The following is a 26,422-nucleotide window of genomic DNA, read 5'->3' as shown; positions in this document are numbered from 1 at the left end:
CCGCTTACTTGTCGCCCTTGCGATCGCGCATCCGCTCCATGAACGGGTGGTCGCCGCCGCGCGGCGGCTTGAAGGCATCGAATTCCGCCTGGGTGACGGTGCCGTCCTTGTTCGCGTCCATCTGGTCGAACATGGCCAGCATATGGTCCTGCTTCTGCTGTTCGCGGGCGGCTTCCATGGCGGCGGGGAATTCGGCGCGGGTCACCTTGCCATCACCATCCTTGTCCAGCTTCTTGAAGTGATCGGCGCGGATGGCAGCGCGTTCCTTGTCATCCAGCTTGCCATCCTTGTTGGTGTCGTACTTATCCAGCATTTCCTGGAACATGGGGCCACGCGGACCGTCGCCGGGGCCGCCCGGGCCCATGGGCTGGGCGAAGGCAAAGCTGGTGCCGGCCAGCAGGGTGGCCAGCGACAGGGCGGCCAGGGCGCGTGTGTTCAAGGACATGTTTCAACTCCGTCAGGGCGGTGGAACGCCGGCTGGAACCAGCGTCGGGAAGAGGAGGCCGGAGCGTCCATGCGCTCGTTCAGCCGCCTTCATTGTTGATACGCGCCACGGGGAAAGTCCCTGCATCGATGAAATCATCGCGTGCTGGAAATTGATGTATTCCTTTTGGATTAGTGATAATAACAATGCGTTAATGTTGTTCCGCATGGCCATGTCCAGAGATGGCTGCCGGACACAGCGGGTTCATCTAGGCCATGGAGCCGGCACGGGAGAGCAAGTTGAGGGGGGTCGTCTACGGGCGCAGCCTGGACTTCAGGCCGCAGCCGCCCGACCCGGAAGTGTTGGGATCGCCGATCAAACTGGCCGATGTCGAATATGTTCAGCTTCCGCAAAAGGGTTGGCGCGATCATATACGTCTGTTCCTGCAGGCCAGCGGCCTGACGTCCATTCCCACCTCCGTGCGGCTGCGCTGGCAAGCGCATGAGGTGATTGAAAACCTGCAGAACTCGTTGCTGGCCCGCGGCCGCGGCAAGCGCGGCTCGATCAGCCATCCCCTGCAACTGATGTCCTCAATCGAATTCCTGATGACCCTGCCAGGGGAACTGGAGGCGGAGCGGCGGCTGATCCACACGCTGATCGGCCGGTTCCTGATCGAATATCGCAAGCGCATCAGCGCTACGCGCGAACGGCCCATGATGTTCGCGAAGGAAGCGACGAACCATTTCTTTGCCGGGTTCAAGGATCAGCAGCTTCTGTCCAAGGCCAGTGCGCCCGCCGAACAGTTCGCCATGGTCCAGCGCATCTATAACAGCTACTATTTTTTCCGCGCCCATTACATCTTCGCCATCCTGTCGCGTGAGCCGCCGGAAAGCAGCAGCAAGCTGTTTTCCAAATTCATGCGCGCCTGCTTCTTCATCTCCACCATCCAGGATGACGGTACCATCGCGCCCAAGCCCTCTTATCGACAATTGCCGCCCAAGGAACAGGTGGTGTTCCTGGCCAAGCGCGACGTTGCTCTGCAGGCCCGCCTGCGCGAGGATGAGGCGCTGCGCACGGAAATGCAGAACCTGCTGCGTTTCTTCCGCTCCATCCGCTGAGGGGCGGCCCGGCAGGGCTCGGCAGCCGGCGCGGTTGACTTGAAGATGGCCTGCCACCGTCAGGGGGACCCTATCCCGTGCGTATCGCCGTCATGTCGGACATCCATGGCAATCTGCCCGCCCTCCGCGCCGTGCTGGACGATATTGACGCGCGTGGGGCCGATCTGATCGTCGACCTGGGCGACAAGCTCTCAGGACCGCTCTGGCCCGCAGAAACAGCGGACATGCTGACGTCGCGCGACATCCTGCACATTGCCGGCAATCATGAACGGCAGCTGCTGACCCTGCCGCCGGGCCGTATGGGGCCATCGGATCGCTATGCCCACGAGGTGCTGACCGATGCGCACCGGGCCTGGCTGGCGGGACTGCCGGCGGGCGCAGTGCTGCTGGACGGCGAGGTGCGGCTCTGCCACGGCACGCCTTCGACAGACATCACCTATCTGCTGGAAGAGGTGAGGGAATGGGGCAGCCGGCCGGCATCGCCCGATCGGGTGGCGGCCCTGGCGGGGGATGGGCCGGCGCGTGCCATTCTGTGCGGTCATAGTCATTTGCCCCGCGCCCTGTGGCTGGATGACGGGCGGTTGGTGGTCAATCCCGGGTCCGTGGGGTTGCAGGCCTATTATGACGATCATCTTTTCGGCCATGTCCATCAGACGCGAAGCCCGCACGCCCGTTATGCCCTGCTGGAACGGGATGGCGACGGGCGCTGGCAGGCCCGGATGGTGGCGCTGCCCTATGACTGGGAGGCAGCGGCGGTGCAGGCGGCCTCGCGCGGGTCGGCCAACTGGGCCCGGGCGCTGCGCTATGGCCATCTGGAATGATGGCACCGGCGGCGGTGCAGGGTGGTCAGGCCGACAGGCGGCGTTCGATGGCGCTGTCAATATGGGCTTTCAGGTCCGGATCGGTGCTGTACAGCCGGTTGAAGTCACGCTTGTCCAGCAGCAGCAACTGGCAATAGGCGATGGCGCGGACATCGGCATTGCGCGGCTGTTCCAGGACCAGGGCGATTTCCCCGAAGAAGTCGCCCGTGCCCAGGCGGATCGGCGTTTCCAGCCCCGGCACGGCTACGGCCACGGCACCCGATGAGATGAAATAGACGGTGTCGCCCCGTTCCCCCCGGCGCACGATGACCTCTCCGGGAAAGTACAGCCGGGGCTTCAGCAGCTTTTCGATACGGGCCAGCCGGTCGGGCGCCAAGCCATTGAACAGCGGCACGCGCCCCACCAGTTCGTGCGTGGCCAAGCCCAAGTCCAGTTGCGGCGGGCTGCTGACGTCCTGCCAGCGCTCCTTCAGGTCGCGCTCCAGATCGTTCAGGATCTCGCGGCTGATCAGCGCCTCGTCGAACAGCGTCTGGGTCGACCGTTCCTCCATGCGCAGGCCGGCACGGATCAGGTACTGCGACTGCACGGAATCCAGATATGCTGGATATTGCAGCCGGATACTGTCCAGCGCTTCCTCCACGATGGTCAGCCGCATGCTCAGGCGCCGGCGCACGGCCTCGCCCGCCTGCTTGCCCAGCATGGGGACCAGCCGGTCGTCGGTGAACTGGCCCAGTTCCTTCAGGCAGAAGCGCAGCACCGTCAGCATGGCATATCGTTCTGACAGGCGGGCCGACACGGGCCGTTCCAGGCCGAAGCGCCGGTGCATCCACAAGGCCAGCCGCAATGCACGGTCGGGGCGCAGTTGCTTGGCGGCCGCCCGGTCATAGGCTTCTGCGCCGCCAGTCTTCAGGGCGTCCTGCAGGCGTCCGGCGGCCACGATCAGGGTCTGCACCGACAGGCGGGAAATGATCCCGTCGCGGAAATAGGCCAGGAACCGCTGCTCCTCATGCCGGGCCAGGGTCGACAGGCCGATATAGACCTGATCCTCCAGTGACAAGGCACCATAGCGGCTGTCCAGATCCAGCTGTTCCTGTGCCAGTTCGGCACCACGTTCCAGCAGCGGCTCCACGGCATGGGCCACGTCGAAGCCGAAGCTTTTCGCGACACTTTCCAGGTCGCGGCGAACATTGCTGAGTGACAGACCCACGGCGCGGTTGCGCAGATGCTGTTCCACGGGCGACAGCTTGTGCAGGCCCAGCACACGGATCAGCGGCCGCAGGGTCGTGCCCTGCACGAACAGCGTGAACAGCACGAAGCCGGTTACAACGACGGCCACATGCTCCTGGATATAGTCTTCAAGCTGGTTATGTTCAGTCACGGCCAGGGCCAGGGCCAGCGACACGGCCCCGCGCAATCCGCCCCAGGTCATGACGATGCGGAATTTATGGCTGATCCGGTCGCTGGCTCCCATCCAGGCCAGGGCCGGCAGGATGCCGAAGATGACCAGGGCGCGCGCCACCAGCGCCGCCACGATCAGGGCCCCCAGAAGCGCGAAATGGCTCCATTTCGCATTCATCAGCGTCGGGGGAACCAGCATGGAGGCGAACAGGAAGATCAGGGAATTGGCCCAGAAACCCAGCTGGCTCCACACTTTCTCCAGTCCCGACCAGCTTTCCGGGCTGATGCGGGTGCGCCCCGCGGACGCCGTCACCAGGCCAGCCACCACCACGGCCACCACGCCCGACACATGCAGGTAATGTTCGCCCAGGATGAAGGAGAGGTAGGCCAGGCTCAGCGTCAGGGTGATTTCCGACAAAGGCTGGTTGCGCAGGGGCGTCACCACCAGGGCCGTCAGCCAGCCCAGGCCCCAGCCGACGGCGATGCCGCCTGCGAATTTGAAGATGAAATCGACGGCGGCTGCCCCCAGGTTCGGTTCGCCGCCCTGGGTCAACATGCCCAGCAGCAGGGTGAACAGCACGATGGCGGCCGCATCATTGAACAGGCTTTCGCCTTCGACCAGGATGGTCAGGCGCCGCGGCGCGCCCAGGTCGCGGAAGATGCCGACGACGGCGGCCGGGTCGGTGGTGGCGATGATGCTGGCCAGCAGCAGACAGATGATCAGCGCCTTCTGTGTGGGCATGCCGTGCCACAGGCCCCAGACCCACCACATGGCAAAACCGGCGATCACTGTACAGACCAGCACGGCGACGATGGCCAGCAGCAGGATGGGACCGATATCGTCCATCATGCGCCGCACATCCACGCCCAGCGCCGTTTCGAACAGCAGCACGGGCAGGAAGATGTAAAGAAAGGCCGCGGATGTCAGTTCGACGTCGCCCACGGCGCGGATGAAGGCAGTGATGGGGCCGGTACCATTGATCATGGGCCCGCCCACATGCAGCAGCAGGCCGATGCCCACGCCCAGTGCTGCCAGCGTGACGGTGTAGGGCAGGCCCAGCCGCTTGGCCAGCGGCGGCAGCAGGCTGACCAGACCCAGCAGTCCGGCAACGGCCAGCAGCGTGTTGATCAAGGCATCCATGGAACGGGGCGGCCATCGGCAGAAGGTTCAGGCGCCGACACCATGGCATGGATGCCAGCCGAGATGCCAGTGGGGCTGCCCGGCATTCGACGAAGGGCGCCCCTGCGCCGGGCTTGCCGCCCGCACAGCGTTGGCGTAGCTTCCCAGACATATGGATCACAATGATAAGTGACGGTTGTTCCGGGCACGGAACAGGCGGTCCGGTGGATGGACGGCCCAAGGCCGGTTGGGGGGCGATCGGATGGTGGACGATCTGCTTGATTTCGCGGCGGAGCCGGAACCGGCGCCGTCAACACCCATCTTGCAGCCCTGGCTGGTCCTGATCGTCGATGATGATCCATCGGTCCACAATGTCACCAAGCTGGCGCTGCGCGACATGGAACACTCGGGCCGGCGGCTGCTGTTCCTGTCCGCCTATTCTGCGGCGGAGGCGCGGCAGATGCTGGCCGTATATCCCGACATCGCCCTGATTCTGCTGGATGTGGTGATGGAGACGGATGATTCCGGCCTGCATCTGGCCCGCGCCGTGCGGGAGGAGATGCGCAACACCCATGTCCGCATCATCCTGCGCACCGGCCAGCCCGGCCAGGCGCCGGAGCGGGAGGTGGTAGAGCGTTACGATATCAACGATTACCGCGCCAAGGATGAACTGACGGCCCGGCGCCTGTGGACATCGGTCTATACGGCGCTGCGCGCCTATGAACAGATACGCGCGCTGGAGGCCCACCGTGCCGGCCTGACCCATATCCTTGACGCGACCACCCGCCTGTTCGGCGAGCGTGACGGCGACAGTCTGGCCGCCTCGGTGGTGGAGGCGCTGCATGGTCTGGCCGGTGCCGGTACGGCTGCCCTGCTGGTACGCAGCGACATGCGCCAAGGGGAACCGGTGGGCGAACCGCGCCTGCTGGCCGGGGTGGGGGAGGGCGGGGCCGTGATGTCACCCGGCAGCCTGTCCAGTCTGGTGCCGGCGGAGGTGGGGCAGCGCGTGGCCCGTGCCCTGACGCAGGACGGCGCCATCGGCGCCGGCGACTGGCAGGCCATCGCCACGGCCCTGTCGGCCGATGCCGCCATCGTGCTGTACCTGTCGCAGCTGTCGGCAGGCCGCGCGCCTGATGCCGGGATGATGGCCCTGTTCGCCCGCACGGTGGCCGTGGCGCTGGAAAATGCACGGCTGGTGGCGCAGCTGTCGCGCGACCGCACCCATGACCGGGCCACGGGCCTGCTGAACCGCATCGGCTTTGTCCAGGCCGTGGATGAACGGCTGGGCCGGTTGCAGCGTGGCGGGGTGGAAAGTGTCGCTGTCGGCATCATCGACCTGCGCCATTTCCGCGACATCAACCATGAACTGGGCGTGGCGGCCGGCGACCGGCTGCTGGTGACCACGGCACAGCGTCTGACGGTGGCGCTGGGGCCCGATGCCGTCTGCGCCCGCACAGGCGGCGACCAGTTTGCGGTCCTGCTGCCCGGCTCGCCAGCACTGCCGGCGGCGCGGATGCTGGTGCAGGGGGCGGTCGCGGCGGTGGCCGAACCGCTGATGCTGACGGGGCGGGAGATGCACCCGATGTCGTCGCCGGGCCTTTCCTGGTGCAACTGCACGGGCCGCCATGGGGAGGAACTGCTGGCAAGGGCAGAGGCCAGCATGCAGGCGTCCAAGCGCGCCTATGGCCGCTTGCAGGAAGTGGTGATCGGCGCGGAAACGAGCGATGGCCGCCGCCTGGGCCTGTCCATGGAACTGGGCACGGCGCTGAAGCAGGGGCAATTCGAACTGCATTACCAGCCCATCGTGGATGCCGCCACGCGGGAAGTGGTGGCGTTCGAGGCACTGGTGCGCTGGAACCATCCGACGCGCGGTGTGGTCATCCCCGCCGCTTTCATTCCCACGGCGGAAGAAACGGGCATGATCGTGCCCATCGGCACCTGGGTCATGCGCGAGGCCGCCTTGCAGACGGCGCGCTGGACCCGTACCGCCGGCCGGCCCGTCTGGGTCAGTGTCAATATCTCCGCCGCGCAATTGTCCGAACCGGGCTTCCTGGACCATGTACGCCAGGTGATCAGCGACAGCGGCGTCGACCCCACGCTTTTGAAGCTGGAAGTGACGGAAAGCATCATCATCGGTGATCCCGTCTATGCCGCGCAGATCCTGTCTGGCCTGCGCGATCTGGGCATCCGCCTGTGCATGGATGATTTCGGTACCGGCTATTCCAACCTTTCCTACCTTCAGACCCTGCCGTTCGACTTCCTGAAGGTCGACCGCGCCTTTGTGGCCAGCATGATCGAACGGTTCGAAAGCCGGACCATCCTGCGCACCATGCTGGCGCTGGCCCAGCAACTGGCCCTGGAAGTGGTGGCCGAAGGCGTGGAAACCCAGGAACAGGCCGACGAACTGTCGCGTCTGGGCTGCGGTTTCCTGCAGGGCTATCTCTACGGTCGCCCCATGCCGGCGCAGATGGCGGGACGGCTGATCGGGGTGGGCTGACGGGCGTGCCGTCGTCGACGCTATTGACGCGGCGGGAACCGCGCCGGCGGTTCGTCAGGCGGGTGACTTGCGCGGAAAGGCGATGGTGAAGCGGCTGCCCTGGCCCGGCTGGCTGGTCACGTCGATGCGACCGCCCAGGCGCTGGGTGACCAGGTTATAGACCAGATGCAGGCCCAGGCCCGTCCCCCCGGCATCGCGCCTTGTCGTGAAGAAGGGGTCGAAGATGCGGGGCAGGATGGCGGCATCGATGCCGGCCCCATCATCACTGACGGTCAGTTCCACCCATCCGGATGTGGTGGGCGACAGGCGCAGGCCGACATGGATCGTGCCGGCCCCGCTGCGCCCGGCAAAGGCATGGGTCAGGGCGTTCATCACCAGATTGGTGACGATCTGGGCGATGGCGCCGGGCGTGCTGTCGACGCTGATATTGTCGGCCAGATCGGATTCCAGCCGGTGGGGCAGGCGGCGCAGCTGCGGCAGCAGGCTGCGCAGCACCTCCCCCAGATAGTCGCCCAGGTCGAAACGGCGGACCTGGTCGGTGGTCTGGTCGACGGCCACCTGCTTGAAGGCATGGACCAGATCGGCGGCGCGCGTGATGTTGCCCATCACGAAATCCATCGCCTCCGTGGCTGATGCCACATAATCCTCCAGCTCCGATCGTTTCAGCTTGCCGGTGCGGTAGGCGTCGGCGAAGCGGGTCGTGTCATGGGCAAAGGCACTGGCGGCGGTGACGGCCACGCCCAGGGGTGTGTTGATCTCATGCGCCACGCCGGCGACCAGCCCGCCCAGGGCTGCCATCTTTTCCGCCTGGATCAGGTCGCGCTGCGTGGCGCGCAGCCGTTCCAGGGTCAGGGCCATCTGTTCGGCCGTCAGGCGCATGACGTCGATGCCCAGCCCCATGCCGGCACAGACCCCATCAGCGTCGATCAGCACGAAACCGCGATGCAGGGCGTCTGGCTTGCGTTCGGCGATCAGGGCATTCAGGTCGGACAGACCCGTGACCTGCGGGACCAGCAGCGGCTGCCGGTCGGCCAGATGGGTCACCGGCCGCTTGGCGTAAAGGTCACGGCCATAGCGCTGGGAAAAATGCAGCAGAAAGGTGGCGCGGTCGGCCAGGGCCAGCGGACAGCCATCCGGTCCCAGGACGACAACGCCCGGCAGACCCGGGTCGCGCTGGAACATCTCCGCCACGGAACCGCAACTGGCATCGGGCCGGACCGCGGGGACGGTACGGCACAGGCGCGCGGCCGTCCAGGCTGCGTCGTCGTTCACACCGCCGACGGGCGATGCGGATGACTGGTGCCGATCCAAGCTAACGTCCCATTCGGAAGGTTTGGTGGCAAAGGGATGACAGAAAGCCGTGAAGGTTTTGTGAAGCAATCATCCCCGACTCACCCGCCCTTGAAGATGGTCAGACTTGCATCCCAGTAGGGGACGGGCCCGAACCGCCCGGCCAGAAAGTCGACAAAGGCCCGGACCTTGGGGCTCAGATGGCGATTGGCGGGATAGACGGCGTGAACGGCCCCGGATGGCATCAGGAAGGCATCCAGCACCGGCACCAGCCGCCCTGCCGACAGCGCGTCCCCCACGATGAAGGTGGGCAACAGCGCCAGCCCCTGACCATGGATCGCCGCCTCGCGCAGGGCATCGCCATTATTGGCGCGCAGGCGGCCGGTGATGCGCACGGTGCGGGGTGTTTCCGACCCCGGCGCCGTCCGGAAGGTCCATTGTTCCGGATTGGGCACGTTGGTGTAGATCAGGCAGTCATGATCGGCCAGATCGGCGGGGTCCTGCGGCGTGCCGCGCCGGGCCAGATAGGCGGGGCTGGCGCAGATGACGGCGCGGGCCGGGCACAGCCGGCGGGCCACCAGCGAACTGTCCTTCAACCGGCCCACGCGCACGGCCAGATCATACCCTTCCTCCACCAGATCGACATAGCGGTCGGACAGGTCCATATCGACGGCCACCTCCGGGTAAAGCGCCATGAAATCCGCAATGGCACCCGACAGGTGGACGAAGCCAAAGGACATGGGGGCGGCCAGTTTCAGCGTGCCGCGCGGGGCCTGGTGCTGGCTGGCCACCGACCGTTCCGCCTCCTCCAGCGCTTCCAGCGCCTGGGCCACGCGCGCGTGGAAGCCTTCGCCCACCTGGGTCAGGCTGATGTGGCGGGTGGTGCGGTTGAACAGGCGGGCCCCCAGCCGGGCCTCCAGTTCCCCGATGCGGCGACTGGCGGCCGATTTCGACAGGCCCAGCTTTTCCGCTGCCTTGGTGAAGCTCTTGCCGTCGGCCACCAGCGTGAACAGCCGCAGATCTTCCAGCCGGTCCAATCCGGTCCCCCTTGCTTACCCCTCCATTGTCCCGCTGGGCGGAACAAAGCTATCCGAATTTGCGTCATTATCGGACTGTCCGCAACGGCCTATCTTCCCCTCAGCAAACAACGCAACCGCCAGACAATGGAGCGCGGAACATGAGCAAGATCCTGGTCCTCTATTATTCCTCCTACGGCCATATCGAGACGATGGCCAAGGCCGTGGCTGAGGGTGCGGCGTCCGTTCCGGGCACCGAAGTGGTGGTGAAGCGCGTTCCCGAACTGATGCCCGACGAGGTCGCCCAGCGCGCCGGCATCAAGCTGAACCAGGACGCCGCGGTCGCCATCGTGGACGAACTGCCCCAGTATGACGCCATCATCTTCGGCACGCCGACCCGTTTCGGCATGATGGCCAGCCAGATGCGCAACTTCCTGGACCAGACCGGCGGTCTGTGGGCCAAGGGTGCCTTGATCGGCAAGGTCGGCTCGGTGTTCGTGTCGACGGCCACCCAGCATGGCGGCCAGGAATCGACCCTGCTGTCCTTCCACACGACGCTGCTGCATCACGGCATGGTCATCGCCGGTCTGCCCTACAGCTTCGGTGCCCAGGGCCGCATGGACGAAATCACCGGCGGCAGCCCCTATGGCGCCACCACCATCGCCAATTCCGATGGTTCGCGTCAGCCGTCGGCCAATGAACTGGACGGTGCGCGCTTCCAGGGCGCCCACGTCGCCCGTCTGGCCGCCAAGCTGTCGGCGTAACGCCGTATCTCATGCGCCGGGCCGGCGGTCGCCGGCCTATGAAGGTCATCTTCGGATGACCTTCGGTACTCTTTCCATGACCCATGGTCCCCGCGCCGTCGCCATTCCGGGACGGCGCGTCGGGAGCCGCACAGGAGAAGTGTCATGATCGAACATCGCCCCTTCGCCGGCCTGGGCAAGGCCAACCATGGTTGGCTGCGCGCCAATTTCCACTTCAGCTTCGCCGGTTACCACAATCCCTCGCGGGTCCATTGGGGACCGCTGCGGGTGTGGAATGACGACACCATCGACAGCAATACGGGCTTCGACCCGCACCCGCACCAGGACATGGAAATCATCACCTATGTCCGCAAAGGCGCCATCACCCACCAGGATTTCTTAGGCAACGAGGGCCGGACCGAGGCGGGCGACGTGCAGGTCATGTCCGCCGGCACCGGCATCGTCCACGCCGAATATAACCGGGAACCGGGTGAGACGACGCTGTTCCAGATCTGGATCATCCCCAACAAGCGCGGCGTGAAGCCCCGCTGGGAACAGGCCAGGTTCCCCAAGGGCACGGATGAAGCAGGCAAGCTGCGCGTCCTGGCGTCCGGCCGGGAACAGGACAAGGATAGCGGTGCGCTGTTTATCCATCAGGATGCGGCCCTGCTGGGCGGCGTTCTGCCGGCGGGCACGGTGCTGACCCACGCGCTGGGTGACCGCCTGGCCTATCTGGTCCCGGCGCGCGGCAAGGTGAAGGTCAATGGCGTTGTGCTGGAAGCCCGCGACGGTGCGGCCGTGAAGGATGAACCCGTCCTGACGATCGAGGTGCTTGAAGAAGCCGAACTGGTCCTGGCCGACCTGCCCCGCGCGGCCTGATCCGCCACAGATCCCGGCACCGGGCGTACCCTCCCCCCCCCAAGCCCGGTTCCGGTTCAGGGCGGCGTTCCCATCATGGGGACGCCGCCCTTTTCATGTTCACGACCGATCGGCCATCATCGGAACCCGCGGGGCAGATGAAGGCAGCCCACCGGCACGCAATGGGTCCTCGGCTGCGCTGCCTGGAATGAAGGGAGCCGGGCCAGAACCAACATACAGGGCCGGGGGCCGATCAGGGCACTGGCGTGTGCCGCATCTTGTGGCATAAGGGGGCCGATCCTGCCCCTGGAACCCGGCCTCCCATGATTCGTCTTGAAAATATCAGCAAGCACAATGGTCATCGCATCCTTTTCCTGGAATCCTCGGCAGCGCTGAACCGGGGGGAGAAGGTGGGGCTGGTCGGTCCCAACGGTGCCGGCAAGACCACTCTGTTCCGCATGATCACGGGGGAGGAACAGCCGGACACCGGTCAGGTGTCGGTGGAAAAGCAGGTTTCCATCGGCTATTTCAGCCAGGATGTCGGCGAAATGTCCGGGCGCAGTGCCGTCGCGGAGGTGATGGACGGCGCCGGACCGGTCAGCGAAGTGGCCAAGGAACTGGCGAGCCTGGAAGAAGCCATGGCCGACCCCGACCAGGCCGACCGGATGGACGCCATCATCGAACGCTATGGCGAGGTCCAGGCGCGTTTCGATGAGTTGGGTGGCTATGAGCTGGATGGCCGCGCGCGGGAGGTGCTGGCCGGCCTCAGCTTCAGCCAGGAGATGATGGACAAGGATGTCGGCGCGCTGTCGGGCGGCTGGAAAATGCGCGTGGCGCTGGGCCGCATCCTGCTGATGAAGCCCGATGTCATGCTGCTGGACGAACCCAGCAACCATCTCGACATCGAAAGCCTGATCTGGCTGGAAGGGTTCCTGAAGGGCTATGACGGCGCCCTGCTGATGACCTCGCACGACCGGGAGTTCATGAACCGGATCGTCAACAAGATCATCGAGATCGATGGCGGGTCGCTGACCAGCTATTCCGGCGATTACACCTTCTACGAACAGCAGCGGGCGCTGAACGAGCGGCAGCAGCAGGCGCAGTTTGAACGCCAGCAGGCCATGCTGGCCAAGGAGATCAAGTTCATCGAGCGGTTCAAGGCCCGCGCCTCCCACGCCAGTCAGGTGCAGAGCCGGGTCAAGAAGCTGGACAAGATCGACCGCGTCGAACCGCCCAAACGTCGCCAGACCGTGATGTTCGAGTTCCCGCCGGCCCCGCGCTCGGGCGAGGATGTCGCGGTCCTGCGCAACATGTCCAAGGGCTATGGCAGCCGGACCATCTATCAGGATTTCGACTTCACCATCCGCCGCAAGGAACGCTGGTGCGTGATGGGCGTCAATGGTGCCGGCAAGTCGACGCTGCTGAAGCTGATCGCGGGTGTCGACCAGCCCGATGCCGGGACCGTCAATGTCGGTGCCAGCGTGAAGATGGGCTATTTCTCCCAGCACGCGATGGAACTGCTCGACGGCGACCAGACCGTGTTCGAGGCGCTGGAGAGCGCCTTTCCACAGGCGGGCCAGGGATCGCTGCGCGCACTGGCCGGCTGTTTCGGCTTCTCCGGTGATGATGTGGAAAAGCGCTGCCGGGTCCTGTCCGGTGGGGAGAAGGCGCGGCTGGTGATGGCGATCATGCTGTACAACCCGCCGAATTTCCTGGTTCTGGACGAGCCGACCAACCATCTCGACCTTGACACCAAGCAGATGCTGATCACGGCCCTGGCCGGTTATGAAGGGACCATGCTGTTCGTGTCGCACGACCGGCACTTCCTGGCAGCCCTGTCCAACCGGGTGCTGGAACTGACGCCGGACGGCATCCATCAATATGGCGGCGGCTACACCGAATATGTGGCGCGCACCGGGCAGGAAGCACCCGGCCTGCATAGCTGACACCAGGGGAGGCTTCGGCCGCAGCCCGGCAAAGGCTGATGCCGGGTCGGCTAGCGCCGGCCCGGCCCACCCCACGCGACAACCCATCCCCTTGGCACCCCCGGTCCGGCATGCCAGCTTAGGGTGAGGGTAAAAGCCGAAGGATGTTCGTTTTGAGCCAGGAGATTTCGTCCGCCGCCGATCCCGTGGCCGCAAGGCTGATGTTGCTGGCCGGGTTGTTCGGGGCGGTGGCGGTGGCGGCCGGGGCCTATGCCAGCCATGGGCTGGCGGTGGTGCGCGACGGCCATGCCGTGGATCTGTGGAAGACAGCCAGCCAGTATCAGATGGTGCATGCGCTGGCCATCCTGGCGCTGGTGCCGCTGCGCCGGATGCTGGCGCGGCAGGCGCGTTGGCTGACGGCGGCCGGCCTGTGCTTTGCCATTGGCTGCCTGCTGTTTCCCGGCGCGCTTTATCTGCTGGGCTGGTACGGGCCGTCGGCCCTGGGGGCCGTGGCGCCCGTGGGCGGGCTGTCCTTTATTCTGGGCTGGCTCTGTGTCGGCGTCGCCGGCCTGCGCAGCGGCGGGGGTGGCGATGTCGGCTGAACAAGACGCGGCAGACGATGTCACGCTGGACTGTTCGGGCTTGAAATGCCCCATGCCGGTGCTGCGCGCGGCCAAGGCCCTGCGCGCCATGCAGGACGGGCAGGTGCTGGCGGTCACGGCCACGGACAAGGCGGCGCCGAAGGATTTCGAAACCTTCTGCCGTGAAGGCGGTCACACGCTATTGTCGACGGACGTCGTGGGTGACACGCCCCACGGGCAAGAGGTACGGTTCCGCATCCGTCGGGGTGGTCATGCGCCGGACAGATGATTTGGCGCAATGACAGTTCGGTCGGCGCCGCCCATGATGGCATGACCGCACCTGCCGCTCCCAAGAAGCGGATGGACGGTAAGAGGAAATGACCTGGGGAATTGGCGCCGCATGAACACCCTGCTTTTCTCCCATCCCGACTGCCTCAGCCACGATACCGGCTATGGACATCCCGAATGTGCCGACCGGCTGCGTGTCGTGCTGTCGGCGCTGGAGGATGAGGCTTTCATGTTCCTGGACCGGCGGGATGCGCCGCTGGCGACACGGGAACAGCTGGAACGCGTGCATCCGGCCGGCCATGTCACGGCCCTGCTGAATGCCATCCCCAGCGACGGTCATGGCAGCATTGATGCGGACACCGTGCTGTCGCCGGGCACGGGCCGGGCCGCCCTGCGTGCCGCCGGCGCCGTGGTCGCCGCCGTCGATGCCGTCTGCGGGGGGGAGGCGCGCAACGCGTTTTGTGCCGTGCGCCCGCCCGGACACCATGCCGAACCCGATCAGGCCATGGGTTTCTGCCTGTTCAACAATGTCGCGGTGGGGGCGGCGCATGCGCGGGCGGAACATGGCGTGCGCCGGGTCGCCATCATCGATTTCGATGTGCATCACGGCAATGGCACCCAGACCTTCTGCCAGCACGACCCCGACCTGTTCTATGGCTCCACCCACCAATGGCCGCTTTATCCCGGCACCGGGTCGGTGAAGGAGAAGGGGGATTTTGGCAATATCGTCAATGCCTGCCTGCCGCCCATGGCCGGCAGCCCGGAATTCCGCCACGCCATCCAGAGCCAGCTGATCCCGGCCCTGGATGCGTTCAAGCCGCAACTGGTCATGATCTCCGCCGGCTTCGACGCCCATATGCGCGATCCCGTGGGCGGGCTGGACCTGACGGAGGATGATTTCGCCTGGATCACGGGCAAGCTGATCGAGGTGGCGGACCGCCATGCCAAGGGTCGCATCGTCTCCGTGCTGGAGGGCGGCTACGACCTGCGGGCCCTGGCCAACAGTACGGCCGCGCATGTGAAGACGCTGATGGTGGCGTAATTTATGTTCCCTCAGGCGCCGGGCGCCGCCATCCGGCGGCTTGGTTCACGCGCCCACGCGGGCGCTGGCCGGCAGTCGCCGGCCTTGGGACTTTACTGCGGAGCCGTGTGCAGTTCCGAATAGTGCGGCCCGGAACAATGGCCGCTGGTATGTCCTGCCTACCCCTGCGTGGCACTTGAACCGGCGGGCCGGGGGACATACAGTCCCGCCTTCCGATTGACAGTGCCGATGCCATGACCGACCAGACCCTTCCCCAAGATATTGCCGCCCTCAGCTTTGAGGACGCGCTTGCCGAGCTGGAGCGGATCGTCCGCCAGCTGGAGGAAGGCAAGGCCAAACTGGATGATGCCATCCAGTCCTATGAGCGCGGTACCTGGCTGAAGAGGCATTGCGAGGCCAAGCTTCGTGAAGCGCAGGCGAAGGTGGACCGCATCACCATCGCCGCCGACGGCACGATTGGTGCCGAACCCGCCCGACTGGATTGACGCCATGCCCTCCCTGCCCAAGACCCTGACCGCCGCCATGGCGGATACCGTCGAACAGGTGGAGGCTGCCATCGAGGTGCTGCTGCCGCACACCAATCTGATGGAAGCCCGTCTGTTCGATGCCATGCGCTATGGCTGTCTGGGCGGGGGCAAGCGGCTGCGTCCTTTCCTGGTCATGGAAAGTGCCCGCATGTTCGGGGTCAGCCCGGCCTGTGCCCTGCGTACGGCGGCGGCGGTGGAATTCGTCCATTGCTACAGCCTGATCCATGATGACCTGCCGGCCATGGATGACAGCGAGCTGCGCCGCGGCCGCAAGACGGTTCACCTGGAATTTGACGAGGCGACGGCCATTCTGGCCGGCGACGCCCTGCTGACCCAGGCGTTTGAGATCCTGGCCGACCCCGAAACGCACGAGGACCCGCAGGTCCGCTGCAAGCTGGTGGCGGCGCTGGCCAAGGCATCGGGCCCGCGCGGCATGGTGGGCGGTCAGATGCTGGACCTGATCGCGGAGACGACGCCCCTGGATATCGGCGCCATCACCCGCCTGCAGCGCCTGAAGACGGGGGAGATGATCGCCTTTTCAGCCGTGTCGGGCGCCATCCTGGGCCGGGCCGGCGCGCCGCAGCACCATGCGTTGCAGGCCTATGCCCATGATCTGGGCCTGGCCTTCCAGATTGCCGACGATCTCCTGGACGTGGAAGGCGTGCAGGATGAGGTGGGCAAGCCGGTCGGCCGCGATGACATCGCTGGAAAAGCCACATTCGTCTCTATATTGGGAGCGGAGAGGGCGCGTGACCAGGCGCGGCGGCTGGCCGATCAGGCGGCGCAGCACCTGGACATCTTCGGGGAACGGGCGGATATGCTGGCCCAGGTGGCACGCTATGTCGTCGAACGGCGCGCATAAAAACAATGAGTGAGGTAGGGACGATGTCCCAGTCGAAGACGCCGTTGCTGGACCAGGTCAAGACCCCCGCCGATCTGCGCCGTTTGGCCCCCAATCAGTTGCGCCAGTTGGCCGACGAGCTGCGGACGGAAACCATCGACGCCGTGTCGGTGACGGGTGGGCATCTGGGTGCCGGGCTGGGCGTGGTCGAACTGACGGTCGCCCTGCATTACTGCTTCGACACGCCGAATGACCGTCTGATCTGGGATGTCGGCCACCAATCCTATCCGCACAAGATTCTGACCGGCCGGCGCGACCGTATCCGCACCCTGCGCATGGGCGGTGGCCTGTCGGGATTCACCAAGCGGTCGGAAAGCGAGTACGACCCGTTCGGCACGGCCCACAGCTCCACCTCCATCTCCGCCGGGCTGGGCATGGCCGTGGCCCGCGATCTGGCTGGCAAGACCAACAATGTCGTGGCCGTCATTGGCGACGGGGCCCTGTCCGCCGGCATGGCCTATGAGGCGATGAACAATGCCGGGGCGCTGCAATCGCGCCTGGTTGTCATCCTGAACGACAATGACATGTCCATCGCCCCGCCCGTGGGGGCGCTGTCGGGCTATCTGTCGCGGCTGATCTCGTCCAAATCCTATCGCGGCTTCCGTGACTTCTCCAAGCAGGTGGCTGAACATCTGCCGCGCCCGCTGCTGAACGCGGCTCGGCGGGCGGAGGAATATGCCCGCGGCATGGTCACGGGCGGCACCCTGTTCGAGGAGCTGGGCTTCTATTATGTCGGTCCCATCGACGGGCATAATCTGGACCATCTGCTGCCCGTGCTGGAAAATGTCCGCGACGATCCGCAGGGTGGTCCCGTGCTGGTCCATGTCGTCACGCAGAAGGGCAAGGGCTACGCCCCGGCCGAGGCCTCGGCTGACAAGCTGCATGCGGTGGGCAAATTCGACGTCATCACCGGCACCCAGGCCAAGCCCAAGGCCAACGCCCCCTCCTATACCCGCGTCTTTGCTGACAGCCTGATCAAGGAAGCGGAAAAGGACGAAAAGATTGTCGCCATCACGGCCGCCATGCCGTCGGGCACGGGGCTGGACTTGTTCGCGTCCAAGTTCCCCAAGCGCACCTTCGACGTGGCCATTGCCGAACAGCATGCCGTGACCTTCGCCGCCGGCATGGCGACGGAGGGGTTCAAGCCCTTCTGCGCCATCTATTCCACCTTCCTGCAGCGCGGCTATGACCAGTTGGTCCATGACGTGGCCTTGCAGAACCTGCCCGTGCGCTTCGCCATCGACCGTGCGGGTCTGGTCGGGGCGGACGGCGCCACCCATGCCGGGGCCTTTGACGTGGCCTATCTGGCCTGCCTGCCCAATATGGTGGTGATGGCCGCGGCGGATGAGGGCGAACTGGTCCATATGGTCGCCACCTGTGCCGCCTATGATGGCGGCCCCATCGCCGTGCGCTATCCGCGTGGCGAAGGCGTGGGTGTGGACATGCCCGAACAGGGCGTGCCCCTGCCCATCGGCAAGGGCCGTGTCATCCGGGAAGGCAGCAAGGTTGCCATCCTGTCGCTGGGTACGCGTCTGGCCGAAGCGTCCAAGGCGGCGGAGGATCTGGCGGCGCTGGGCCTGTCCACGACCGTCGCCGATGCCCGCTTCGCCAAGCCCATCGATATGGAGCTGGTGGAACGGCTGGTGCGCGGGCATGAGGTGCTGATCACCATCGAGGAAGGCAGCATCGGCGGCTTCGGCAGCCATGTCCTGCATCATCTCGCGACCAGCGGCCTGCTGGATGCCGGCTGCAAGGTCCGCCCCATGGTCCTGCCCGACCTCTATCAGGACCATGACAGCCCGGTGAAACAGTACGAACAGGCCGCCCTCCAGGCCCGCGACATCGTCACCACGGCCCTGAAGGCGCTGGGCGTGGAGAGCAAGGCGGCGGCGCGGGCGTGATGGGGCTTTCGCTGTGCTGGCGGCGTCAGTGACTGGTCGGTACACGGTTTGCCGTCAACCGGGTTTCGTTTGCTTCAGCTTGATACAAGGCCGTTTGTACAAATCTTTTTGTAAAAAATGTTGACATAACCAGCCTTCAAGGTCTAAAAGGGCGTCTAAGGTGCGCTAGGTTTTTTTTGGTTTGAATGTGTGCCAAATTTGGTTCATTCTACATCCGCTCATTTGCGGAGATAGAAATGCGACCAAACGCGAAACGTCTGCCGGCACATTTTTATGCGTTAGCCAGCGGCCCAGAGCCTTTGCGCGATTGGCTGCGTGAGCTGGGGAAACCTGATAGCGAACTGATCGGCAAAGATATCAGGATAGTCGAATTCGGCTGGCCGATTGACATGCCGACCTGTGGTCTTAAGGGGAAGGCTTGTTTGAAGTGCGTATGATATAATATTCTGAAAATCATGAACTGCCCAAAAGCCCTTTAATTTTTAGCACTATATCTTTCTCTCCACTTATAGATAGGCCAATGTATGTTTCCGCTTCGATTTGCACTGTATAATCTCCAATTTTAACTGATATGTACTCAATTTCCTGGGATCCAGCAACAACGTTACTGTATTCCCCCAGCCTCTTTGCGCCTAATGATGAGAGAACATGGAAAAGATTTTCCTGCAAATTTCTATCAAACTCGTTGCCCAAGACCACGGTCGTTAAGTTGGAATCTTTAGAAGCCAAGGTCTTTCCCTCCAGTTCGAGTGGCTGATTCTATAATTTCTTCCCAAGTTTTTCTACGCATCTCCGGAACCGCATCGCGCGGGTCCTGTTTTGCGTGCATGACGGGCGGATGGTCCTGCTCCACGGGTTCATCAAGAAGACCCAGGAGACGCCCAAGGCGGATCTTGATCTAGCCCGGGACCGGATGAGGACACTCTGACGTGCGGGTTCCAATGCCCCCGCGTCGGTCGGCGAGGGGTAGAATTATGGAAGAAAAGCGCACCTATATCGGCTCGTCCTTCGACGACTTCCTGGCCGAAGAAGGCATTCTGGAGCGTGTGAACGCCCGCGCGCTGAAGCGCGTCATCGCCTGGCAGCTTTCCCAGGCCATGGACGCCAAGCAATTGACCAAGACGGAAATGTCGGAGCGCATGGGCACCAGCCGGACGGCGGTGGACCGGTTGCTGGACCCGGCCAACGGCTCCGTCACGCTGCTGACGCTGGAGCGTGCGGCCAGTGCGGTTGGCAAGCGGCTGCGGATCGAACTGGTCGACGCCTGACCTCACCCCCAATCGGCGAAGGCCTGATCCACGCTGGTGTCGGGCAGGCCGGGGATGTGGGTCCAGGACGGCTCCCCCGGCCTGGTCTGCATCATATAGGCCCAGTGGCTGAGATTGGCGGCGGCACTGCCGGCCGTCATCTGCATCAGGAAGGCCCATTGGCCCTTATGCCTGGTCATGCGGCCCTGGCCGATGATGAAGCTGTCTGTCGACACACCCTTGGTCAGGCTGAGATCGACCCCGCCCACGGGGGAGAAGGACAGGCGCACATCGCCATCGGGCGTCACCGACCCGACAATGCTCTGATATCCCAGATCGCCGCCATTGATGCTGGCCGCGCATTGGCCGATCAGGTAGCCGGCATTGAACTCGGTGAAATACCAGAGCGTCTGGTCCTGCACCTGGGTGAAACTGGGGCTGCTTATATTCTTCTGTTCGATGGCCAGCAGATATTCCGTCGGTACGTACCAGTAGGTGCCGGCCAGCCAGGACCAGCGATCCACCGAGACATCCTGCGCGTTATCATCATCGCCTTGCCGAACCATCTTATCCCCTCTGGTATGGTTATAGAAGCATCGCAGATTTAATTAGTATAGGTAATATGAATATGCAACTTCAACGATAGAAATTGCATCTTGCCCGGCTTGCCCGGATCGGGAAATCTGCGGGTTGCCATCGGGTCGGATTGGGGGGCAAGCCATGGGTCTGGATGTGACACGCCGCACCGTACTGGCATCGGGTGCGGCCATGGCACTGGTCGGAAATGCACAAGGCGCGGGAGAAAACGGCATGTATGGGTTGATCGGCCGCATGATCGCGGTTCCAGGCAAGCGCGACGAGTTGGCAGCGATCCTGCTGGAAGGGACGGGGTCCATGCCAGGCTGCCTGTCCTATGTCATCGCGGCCGACCCCACCAACACCGACGCCCTGTGGATCACGGAGGTGTGGGACAGCCGCGACAGCCACGCGGCCAGCCTGAAGCTGCCGGGCGTACAGGCGGCCATCGCCAAGGGCCGGCCGATGATTGCGGGCTTCGACAGCCGGTCGGAGACGGTGCCGCTGGGCGGTCACGGGCTGGTCAAGGCGGGGTGATCCCGCCGTCATGCTCCTCCCTCAGGCGCCGGGCGCCGCCATCCGACGGCTTGGCTACGCGGCACCTGCCGCGCGGCGGCAGTCGCCGCCGTATCAGCCGAAGAAATGCCGAAAGGCCAGATCGGTGCGTACCTCGAACGCATTCTCGTAACCCAGCACGCGCCGGGCCCAATCCTTCTGGCTGTCCAGCACCTTCTTGAAGAAGGGATCGGCCGATTTGGCTTCGATGACCCGGTCCCAGGCGGCCAACTGGGCCTCCAGCACGCTGTCGGGTGTCTTCACCACATTCACGCCCTCGGCCTTCAGCGCCTCCAGGTCCTTGGAATAGCGATCCATGGCCTTCCAGGACATGTCGGCCGATGCGCTTTCGGCCGCCACGCGCAGGATGTTGCGCATTTCGTCGGGCAGACTGTCAAAGCGACGCTTGTTGAAGATGATTTCGAACATCTCGGCCGACTGGTGATAGCTGCCGACCATGTAGGTGGGGGCCACATTCTGGAAGCCCAAGGCCCGGTCGGAGGAGGGATTGTTGAATTCCGCCCCGTCCAGCAATCCCCGGTCCAGCGCCGGCACGATGTCGCCCGGCCCCATGATGGTGACGGCCACCCCCATTTCCCGGAACAGATCCGCCGCCAGCCCCACGGTACGGTAGCGCATGCCCTGCAGGTCTTCCGGCCCCTTCACCTCCCGTCGGAACCAGCCCAGGGGCTGGCTGGGCATGGGGCCGGACAGGAAGCCGACCAGATCCAGTTTCAACACCTGCTGCACCAGTTCATCATACAGCGCCTGCCCGCCGCCATATTTGATCCAGCCCAGCATGTGGTTGGCCTTCCAGCCCAGCGAAGGCGGCGTGCCGAACAGGGAAAAGGCGGGATGGCGGTTGTACCAATAGGCGGTGACGCCGTGCCCCCCATCCAGCGCGCCGGACAGCACCGCCTCCTGCAATTGCAGCGGTCCGACGACAGCGCCCGACGGCAGCATGTCCAGTTTCAACCGGCCGCCCGCCAGGCTGTTGACCGTGGCGGCATAGTCCCCGGCGAATTCGTGGAAGATGTCACGGGCGGGCCAGGTGGACTGGAACCGCAGGGTCACGGTTTCGGCCCGCGACACATTGGGCATGGAAATGCCGGAGGCTGCCGATCCCACGGCCGCCGCGGCGGCGACGCCCAGGAAACCGCGCCGCGACCTTGTGTCCTTCGCCGGCGGGCGGGCGGTGGTCGTGGGCTGGCTGTCCCTGGTCATGCGTCGCTTTCCTGCGGTTCGTTCCGGCTGGGCGGATGCTAGCTTTGTTTTTGAATTCGTTCAAATTTCTGTGCATTGCGGCAGAGAAAAGGATGCGCCGCACCATGGCTCGGCCTGACCGAAAGAACCCGTCCGAAAGAGATGGTTTCAGCACCGCCGATTGATTTTGCTCAACCGCTGCCCCGGCCCCTCATGCTATGATGTCGCGTCTTTTCTGTACGGAGTCTCCGATCAGTGACCTCGCCTGCCCATCCCGGACGCGAACCCGCCTCGCGCCCCGCTGCTTCCGCTGAACCCGCCCCGAACCCGGCGGATGAGAAGATTCAGTACGGCACCATGATCCCCTTCATCCTGGTCCATGTCGCCTGCCTGGGCGCCATCTGGACGGGGGTGGCGTGGCAGCATGTGGTGCTGGCGCTGGTCCTGTACGGTGCCCGCATGTTCGGGATCACGGGCGGCTATCACCGCTACTTCTCCCACCGGTCCTACAAGACCGGCCGCGTCGTGCAGTTCCTGCTGGCCTTCCTGGCGCAAAGCTCGGCCCAGCGCGGGGCCTTGTGGTGGGCGGCGACCCATCGCCACCACCATAAATATTCCGACACGGAACTGGACGTGCATTCGCCGCGTCACAAGGGCTTCTTCTATGCACATCTGGGCTGGGTGTTCACGGCCAAGCATGAAAAGGCCGATTACCGCACCATCGGCGACCTGACCAAGTATCCCGAACTGGTCTGGCTGGACCGGCATTATTATTTCCCGGCCATCATCCTGGGCTTTGCCACCTGGGCCCTGTTCGGCTGGGGCGGCCTGATCGTCGGCTTCTTCTGGAGCACGGTGGCCCTTTACCACGCCACTTTCTGCATCAATTCGCTGGCCCATGTCATGGGCCGCCCGCGCTATCTGACGGGTGACGACAGCCGCAACAACTGGCTGCTGGCCATCGCCACCATGGGCGAGGGCTGGCACAACAACCATCACCATTATCAGTCGGCCGCCCGCCAGGGCTTCCGCTGGTGGGAGATCGACACCTCCTACTACATCATCAAGATCATGCAGGGTCTGCGTCTGGTCTGGGACGTGCACGAGCCGCCGGCCTCGGTGGTGCGCAACGAACAGCGCCTGGGCACCAAGGTGATCGAGGCTGCCGCCGCCCAGCTGGCTGCCAGCTTCCAGGTGGAAAAGCTGACGGCCCAGGTGCGTGAGGCGCTGGCCCAGACCCCGACCATGGCGGAGATTGAGGAGCGCGTGCGCCAGGCCCATGAGAACGCCAAGGTCCGGCTGGAGGCCATGGTCGCCAATATCCAGCTGCCGCACCTGCCGACCACCGACGAGTTGCGCCAGCGCGCGTCGAAGATGTTCGTCCGCACGCCCAGCATGGACGATATTGTGGAGCGCGCCCGCCAGATCCTGGTGGCCAACGTCTGCACCCGTCTGGCCGGGATGCCCGCCTGACCTGATGGTAATGACCCGGGGTGGATGGGGATTATCCCCTGTCCACCCCGCGTCGCCAACGGGAGGCGCATATCCGACCCGTTGAAATTACCACTGTCTTTCCTCTTCCCCTTCAGGGTGCCCGGGCGTTAGGTTAACGCCTTAGGGGCGCCCTTTTGATTTTTATGGATGCATGACGATGACCCGTCTTACCACTACGCTGCTGTTGGCCGCGGCATTGATCGCCGCGCCGGCCACGGCCCTGGCCCAGTCGGCTCCGGCCGGTCAGGCCGCCCCGTCGAATGCGCCGAAGGTCAGTGGCTCCGCCGCCGGTGCGCAGAAGGCCAGCTTCTTCTCTTCCGGCAATCTGGTGCCGATGGCCGGCGTGGCCGCCGTTGCCGCTGCCGGCGTGATCGCCGCGACCGTGGGCGGTGGCGATGATGAAGCCGGCCCGCCGGTTGCCACCAGCACGACCACCAGCACGGCCACCACGACGCAGTAACGTCCGGTCAAAGGCTGCTTTATCGACAACCCCGCCATCTCCGGATGGCGGGGTTTGTTATTTCTCTGACAAGGGCCCTGATCACGCCACCCATTTCCGGGTGGAAACTATCCTTCTTTCGTTAATGGAAAGTTGCAATAAAATCACCCTTCTGGTCGGACGTGCGTTGCCATTTACGAAATGACACCGGTATCATGCAATGTGCCTAAAATTGTCTGGAATATTATGGCGGAATTTCGAACCATCATTGGGATGCATAATGAATATGGCGGTGTTCTCATATGTAATTAGCGGTTAATCTATAATAAACTCTTGGCTGATATTGCCTTCCCGCTCAGAAAAGGGGATCGGCATGCGCATTAAATCGCTGTTCATATTGTGTCTGTCTGTCGCGGGGGCCATCGCGGTTGCCATGGGGCTGTTCCTGGTGGGCGAACAGTTCGGCCGATATCGTGATGCCAGTGCAGCCCATGACCAGGTCAAAACCCTGACGGGTGTCGCCCTGGCGCTGGAGGGGCTGACGCTGGAGCGTGGTCCCTTGAACGTGGCACTGCAGAGCGACCTGCCGATGTCCGATGCTTCCCGCCAGGAGCTGGAAGCCTTGTCAGCCAAGGCCGAGGCGGGTCTGAAGCGCATGGATGTGGAACTGGCCGGACTGCCGGAAGCTGCCAGATACATGTCCTTGTACACCCCGGTGAAGGAGCGGCTGCTGGCCCTGCGCACCCAGGCGCGGGCGCAGATTGCCAAACCGAAGGCCGACCGTGACCCCGCCTTCGTGAAAGATTACGCCACGACGGCCGCCCGCATGGTGGGCGAACTCACCCCATTGCTGGACCGGCTGGAAACGGCGATCGCCGCCGGCAGTCCCCAGGCCGGCGACTACATTTCCACCGCCCGGCTGGCCATGGATCTGCGCACGGCGGCCGGCAACAAGGGGCTGGCCATGACCAATCTTGTTGCGGCCACGACGACGGCCACACCCGCCAGTCTGGAAAGGCTGGTTGATCTCGGCGCGCGCATTGACGAGATCTGGCGCCGGCTGAAGCAACAGGCCGCACAGACGGAAAATCCCGGTGCCCTGGCGGCATCCATGGCCACGGTGGATCAGGAGTATTTCACCAAGGGACAGGCCCTGTTCAAGGATGTGGAAGCGGCCGCCCGCGCCGATGGCAAGCAGTCGATGGAACTGGTGCCGTTCCGCAAGCAGCAGACGGGTTACCTGCAAAGCATCATGTCGATCCGCGACGCCGCCTTCGGCGAGGCCGATCTCTATCTGACGGAAGAGATGGCGGCGGCACGGAACAACCTGATCGCCGTTCTGCTGCTGACCTTGGGCGTCGCCGCGGCTGTCGTTGGGCTGGGGGCGCTGTTCACCCGCCGCGTCGTGCTGCCGCTGGGTGGCCTGACCGACATTATCGGCCGTATGGCCGCCAATGACCTGGCTGTCGCCATTCCCGGTGCCGACCGCACGGACGAGGTGGGCGATATCGCCCGCGGTCTTGCGGTGTTCCGGGAGGGGGCGTTGGAGCGCCAGCGTCTGGAGGAGGCGGCGCGGCTGGAGCGGCAGGCCCGCGAGCAGCGCGTGGCCCGTGTTGAGCAACTGATTGCGCAGTTCGAACGGCAGGTGGCCGACGTTCTGTCGTCGGTCGGCCATTCCGCCCAGGACCTGGACCGCACCGCGCACGGCATGTCGGGCATCGCGTCCGACACCAGCCAGCAACTGGCGGCGTCGGCGGCGGCGTCGGAGCAGACCTCCGCGAACGTGCAGACGGTGGCGGCGGCAGCAGAGGAGCTGGCATCGTCCAGCCAGGAGATCGGCCGCCAGGTGACGGAAAGTGCCGCCATCGCGGGTACCGCCGTGGGCGAGGTGGCGCGCGCCGACAATACCGTGCGCGGTCTGGCCGATGCGGCGCGGCGCATCGGCGATGTGGTCGGCCTGATCCAGCAGATCGCGGGTCAGACCAACCTTCTGGCGCTGAATGCCACGATCGAGGCAGCGCGTGCCGGAGAGGCCGGCAAGGGCTTCGCCGTGGTCGCGTCGGAGGTGAAGGGCCTGGCCAACCAGACCGCCCGGGCCACGGAGGACATTTCCAGCCAGATCACGGAAATCCAGGGCGCCACCAACGCCGTGGTCCAGGCCATGTCCGGCGTGGGACGCACCATCGAGCGTGTCAGCGAGATCGCCACCACCATCGCCGCGGCTGTGGAGGAACAGGGTGTGGCGACAGCGGAAATCGCCCGCAATGTCCAGCAGGCGGCCCAGGGCTCGCAGTCCGTTTCCGAAGGTCTGGCGCAGGTCACCCACGGCGCCCAGAAGACGGGTGAGGCGGCGGGCAGCGTGCTGGGCGCATCGGGCGACCTGTCGCGCAATGCCGCCACCCTGCGCCAGGAAATCGTGGACTTCCTGGCGGGCATCCGCGCCGCCTGACGCCACGCA

The 26,422-nt window shown here is 64.7% G+C and carries 24 protein-coding genes and 1 pseudogene; 18 read left to right on the top strand and 7 right to left on the bottom strand.

Annotated features, from left to right (window positions below; genetic code table 11):
- Window positions 1-4 precede the first annotated feature (4 nt).
- A complete protein-coding gene (locus ACODTW_RS18030) occupies window positions 5-445 on the bottom strand; it encodes an EF-hand domain-containing protein (protein WP_488947446.1) in 441 nt (146 codons plus the stop codon).
- Window positions 446-723: 278 nt separating this feature from the next.
- On the opposite strand from ACODTW_RS18030, the gene ACODTW_RS18025 reads away from it, so the two are divergent.
- Both ACODTW_RS18025 and ACODTW_RS18020 read left to right on the top strand, forming a co-directional pair.
- Complete coding sequence (locus tag ACODTW_RS18025) at window positions 724-1,542, top strand: hypothetical protein (protein ID WP_488947445.1); 819 nt, start codon at window positions 724-726, stop codon at window positions 1,540-1,542.
- 77 nt (window positions 1,543-1,619) lie between these two features.
- Window positions 1,620-2,363, top strand: coding sequence for a metallophosphoesterase family protein (locus ACODTW_RS18020; RefSeq protein ID WP_488947444.1), 744 nt, complete (start codon window positions 1,620-1,622; stop codon window positions 2,361-2,363).
- 25 nt (window positions 2,364-2,388) lie between these two features.
- On the opposite strand, the gene ACODTW_RS18015 is transcribed toward ACODTW_RS18020, so the two are convergent.
- Window positions 2,389-4,902, bottom strand: a complete 2,514-nt coding sequence (locus ACODTW_RS18015; RefSeq protein ID WP_488947443.1) for a cation:proton antiporter — start codon at window positions 4,900-4,902, stop codon at window positions 2,389-2,391.
- 241 nt (window positions 4,903-5,143) lie between these two features.
- Between ACODTW_RS18015 and ACODTW_RS18010 the strand changes: the two genes are divergently transcribed.
- Window positions 5,144-7,378: an EAL domain-containing response regulator gene (locus ACODTW_RS18010; RefSeq protein WP_488947442.1), complete on the top strand. Its 2,235-nt coding sequence runs from the start codon at window positions 5,144-5,146 to the stop codon at window positions 7,376-7,378.
- A 54-nt stretch (window positions 7,379-7,432) separates the two neighbouring features.
- On the opposite strand, the gene ACODTW_RS18005 is transcribed toward ACODTW_RS18010, so the two are convergent.
- Together ACODTW_RS18005 and ACODTW_RS18000 are read right to left on the bottom strand one after the other, a co-directional pair.
- The gene (locus ACODTW_RS18005) at window positions 7,433-8,689 is read right to left on the bottom strand and encodes a sensor histidine kinase (RefSeq protein WP_488947441.1); all 1,257 of its coding nucleotides are present in this window, start codon (window positions 8,687-8,689) and stop codon (window positions 7,433-7,435) included.
- An 80-nt stretch (window positions 8,690-8,769) separates the two neighbouring features.
- Complete coding sequence (locus ACODTW_RS18000; protein ID WP_488947440.1) at window positions 8,770-9,705, bottom strand: LysR family transcriptional regulator; 936 nt, start codon at window positions 9,703-9,705, stop codon at window positions 8,770-8,772.
- Between the two features lie 140 nt (window positions 9,706-9,845).
- Here ACODTW_RS18000 and wrbA point away from each other — a divergent pair, with 140 nt between their 5' ends.
- The 9 genes from wrbA to dxs all read left to right on the top strand — a co-directional run bounded on the left by wrbA (window position 9,846) and on the right by dxs (window position 18,450).
- Window positions 9,846-10,448 carry an NAD(P)H:quinone oxidoreductase gene (gene wrbA / locus ACODTW_RS17995; protein ID WP_488947439.1) on the top strand — a complete coding sequence of 201 codons (603 nt, stop codon included), beginning with the start codon at window positions 9,846-9,848 and terminating at the stop codon, window positions 10,446-10,448.
- A 144-nt stretch (window positions 10,449-10,592) separates the two neighbouring features.
- Window positions 10,593-11,306: a pirin family protein gene (locus ACODTW_RS17990; RefSeq protein ID WP_488947438.1), complete on the top strand. Its 714-nt coding sequence runs from the start codon at window positions 10,593-10,595 to the stop codon at window positions 11,304-11,306.
- A gap of 302 nt (window positions 11,307-11,608) precedes the next feature.
- Window positions 11,609-13,231: an ABC-F family ATP-binding cassette domain-containing protein gene (locus ACODTW_RS17985; RefSeq protein WP_488947437.1), complete on the top strand. Its 1,623-nt coding sequence runs from the start codon at window positions 11,609-11,611 to the stop codon at window positions 13,229-13,231.
- A gap of 152 nt (window positions 13,232-13,383) precedes the next feature.
- Complete coding sequence (locus tag ACODTW_RS17980; protein ID WP_488947436.1) at window positions 13,384-13,812, top strand: DUF423 domain-containing protein; 429 nt, start codon at window positions 13,384-13,386, stop codon at window positions 13,810-13,812.
- Entirely contained in the window at window positions 13,802-14,080 is a 279-nt protein-coding gene (locus ACODTW_RS17975; protein WP_488947435.1) for a sulfurtransferase TusA family protein, read from the top strand. The genes ACODTW_RS17980 and ACODTW_RS17975 overlap by 11 nt, the downstream gene beginning before the upstream one ends.
- Window positions 14,081-14,191: 111 nt before the next feature.
- Window positions 14,192-15,121 (top strand): histone deacetylase family protein, encoded by a 930-nt coding sequence (locus ACODTW_RS17970; RefSeq protein ID WP_488947434.1) that lies wholly within the window; start codon window positions 14,192-14,194, stop codon window positions 15,119-15,121.
- 233 nt (window positions 15,122-15,354) lie between these two features.
- Window positions 15,355-15,606, top strand: coding sequence for an exodeoxyribonuclease VII small subunit (locus tag ACODTW_RS17965; protein ID WP_488947433.1), 252 nt, complete (start codon window positions 15,355-15,357; stop codon window positions 15,604-15,606).
- Window positions 15,607-15,610: 4 nt separating this feature from the next.
- Window positions 15,611-16,510: a polyprenyl synthetase family protein gene (locus ACODTW_RS17960; protein ID WP_488947432.1), complete on the top strand. Its 900-nt coding sequence runs from the start codon at window positions 15,611-15,613 to the stop codon at window positions 16,508-16,510.
- 23 nt (window positions 16,511-16,533) lie between these two features.
- Window positions 16,534-18,450: a 1-deoxy-D-xylulose-5-phosphate synthase gene (gene dxs / locus ACODTW_RS17955; RefSeq protein ID WP_488947431.1), complete on the top strand. Its 1,917-nt coding sequence runs from the start codon at window positions 16,534-16,536 to the stop codon at window positions 18,448-18,450.
- Between the two features lie 453 nt (window positions 18,451-18,903).
- Here the strand turns inward: dxs and ACODTW_RS17950 are convergent, their stop codons facing one another.
- The gene (locus tag ACODTW_RS17950) at window positions 18,904-19,179 is read right to left on the bottom strand and encodes a hypothetical protein (protein ID WP_488947430.1); all 276 of its coding nucleotides are present in this window, start codon (window positions 19,177-19,179) and stop codon (window positions 18,904-18,906) included.
- Between the two features lie 70 nt (window positions 19,180-19,249).
- On the opposite strand from ACODTW_RS17950, the pseudogene ACODTW_RS17945 reads away from it, so the two are divergent.
- Both ACODTW_RS17945 and ACODTW_RS17940 read left to right on the top strand, forming a co-directional pair.
- Window positions 19,250-19,378: pseudogene (locus tag ACODTW_RS17945) on the top strand (type II toxin-antitoxin system RelE/ParE family toxin); the annotation flags it as partial.
- 46 nt (window positions 19,379-19,424) lie between these two features.
- Window positions 19,425-19,718, top strand: a complete 294-nt coding sequence (locus ACODTW_RS17940; RefSeq protein ID WP_488947429.1) for a helix-turn-helix domain-containing protein — start codon at window positions 19,425-19,427, stop codon at window positions 19,716-19,718.
- A gap of 2 nt (window positions 19,719-19,720) precedes the next feature.
- Here ACODTW_RS17940 and ACODTW_RS17935 read toward each other — a convergent pair whose 3' ends face one another.
- Window positions 19,721-20,263, bottom strand: coding sequence for a hypothetical protein (locus ACODTW_RS17935; protein ID WP_488947428.1), 543 nt, complete (start codon window positions 20,261-20,263; stop codon window positions 19,721-19,723).
- Between the two features lie 154 nt (window positions 20,264-20,417).
- Between ACODTW_RS17935 and ACODTW_RS17930 the strand changes: the two genes are divergently transcribed.
- Window positions 20,418-20,810 (top strand): putative quinol monooxygenase, encoded by a 393-nt coding sequence (locus tag ACODTW_RS17930; RefSeq protein WP_488947427.1) that lies wholly within the window; start codon window positions 20,418-20,420, stop codon window positions 20,808-20,810.
- 93 nt (window positions 20,811-20,903) lie between these two features.
- Here ACODTW_RS17930 and ACODTW_RS17925 read toward each other — a convergent pair whose 3' ends face one another.
- Complete coding sequence (locus tag ACODTW_RS17925) at window positions 20,904-22,052, bottom strand: TRAP transporter substrate-binding protein (protein WP_488947426.1); 1,149 nt, start codon at window positions 22,050-22,052, stop codon at window positions 20,904-20,906.
- Between the two features lie 234 nt (window positions 22,053-22,286).
- Here ACODTW_RS17925 and ACODTW_RS17920 point away from each other — a divergent pair, with 234 nt between their 5' ends.
- The 3 genes from ACODTW_RS17920 (at window position 22,287) to ACODTW_RS17910 (ending at window position 26,413) form a co-directional block, all read left to right on the top strand.
- Window positions 22,287-23,504 carry an acyl-CoA desaturase gene (locus tag ACODTW_RS17920; protein ID WP_488947425.1) on the top strand — a complete coding sequence of 406 codons (1,218 nt, stop codon included), beginning with the start codon at window positions 22,287-22,289 and terminating at the stop codon, window positions 23,502-23,504.
- A gap of 178 nt (window positions 23,505-23,682) precedes the next feature.
- Window positions 23,683-23,985, top strand: a complete 303-nt coding sequence (locus tag ACODTW_RS17915; RefSeq protein WP_488947424.1) for a hypothetical protein — start codon at window positions 23,683-23,685, stop codon at window positions 23,983-23,985.
- A gap of 352 nt (window positions 23,986-24,337) precedes the next feature.
- Window positions 24,338-26,413, top strand: a complete 2,076-nt coding sequence (locus tag ACODTW_RS17910) for a methyl-accepting chemotaxis protein (protein ID WP_488947423.1) — start codon at window positions 24,338-24,340, stop codon at window positions 26,411-26,413.
- Window positions 26,414-26,422 lie beyond the last annotated feature (9 nt).

The organism is Niveispirillum sp. FG148, from assembly GCF_057809655.1.
The sequence above is the reverse complement of the archived record's forward strand: the minus strand, read 5'-3'. Positions and strand labels throughout refer to the sequence as shown.

Coding starts and splice junctions, on each gene's coding strand:
- ACODTW_RS17925 (WP_488947426.1), bottom strand. CDS start 22,052: ATGACCAGGGACAGCCAGCCCACGACCACCGCCCGCCCGCCGGCGAAG.
- ACODTW_RS17960 (WP_488947432.1), top strand. CDS start 15,611: ATGCCCTCCCTGCCCAAGACCCTGACCGCCGCCATGGCGGATACCGTC.
- ACODTW_RS17990 (WP_488947438.1), top strand. CDS start 10,593: ATGATCGAACATCGCCCCTTCGCCGGCCTGGGCAAGGCCAACCATGGT.
- wrbA (WP_488947439.1), top strand. CDS start 9,846: ATGAGCAAGATCCTGGTCCTCTATTATTCCTCCTACGGCCATATCGAG.
- ACODTW_RS17930 (WP_488947427.1), top strand. CDS start 20,418: ATGGGTCTGGATGTGACACGCCGCACCGTACTGGCATCGGGTGCGGCC.
- ACODTW_RS18010 (WP_488947442.1), top strand. CDS start 5,144: ATGGTGGACGATCTGCTTGATTTCGCGGCGGAGCCGGAACCGGCGCCG.
- ACODTW_RS18030 (WP_488947446.1), bottom strand. CDS start 445: ATGTCCTTGAACACACGCGCCCTGGCCGCCCTGTCGCTGGCCACCCTG.
- ACODTW_RS17985 (WP_488947437.1), top strand. CDS start 11,609: ATGATTCGTCTTGAAAATATCAGCAAGCACAATGGTCATCGCATCCTT.
- ACODTW_RS17965 (WP_488947433.1), top strand. CDS start 15,355: ATGACCGACCAGACCCTTCCCCAAGATATTGCCGCCCTCAGCTTTGAG.
- ACODTW_RS17915 (WP_488947424.1), top strand. CDS start 23,683: ATGACCCGTCTTACCACTACGCTGCTGTTGGCCGCGGCATTGATCGCC.
- ACODTW_RS18015 (WP_488947443.1), bottom strand. CDS start 4,902: ATGGATGCCTTGATCAACACGCTGCTGGCCGTTGCCGGACTGCTGGGT.
- ACODTW_RS17970 (WP_488947434.1), top strand. CDS start 14,192: ATGAACACCCTGCTTTTCTCCCATCCCGACTGCCTCAGCCACGATACC.
- dxs (WP_488947431.1), top strand. CDS start 16,534: ATGTCCCAGTCGAAGACGCCGTTGCTGGACCAGGTCAAGACCCCCGCC.
- ACODTW_RS17910 (WP_488947423.1), top strand. CDS start 24,338: ATGCGCATTAAATCGCTGTTCATATTGTGTCTGTCTGTCGCGGGGGCC.
- ACODTW_RS17940 (WP_488947429.1), top strand. CDS start 19,425: ATGGAAGAAAAGCGCACCTATATCGGCTCGTCCTTCGACGACTTCCTG.
- ACODTW_RS17975 (WP_488947435.1), top strand. CDS start 13,802: ATGTCGGCTGAACAAGACGCGGCAGACGATGTCACGCTGGACTGTTCG.
- ACODTW_RS17935 (WP_488947428.1), bottom strand. CDS start 20,263: ATGGTTCGGCAAGGCGATGATGATAACGCGCAGGATGTCTCGGTGGAT.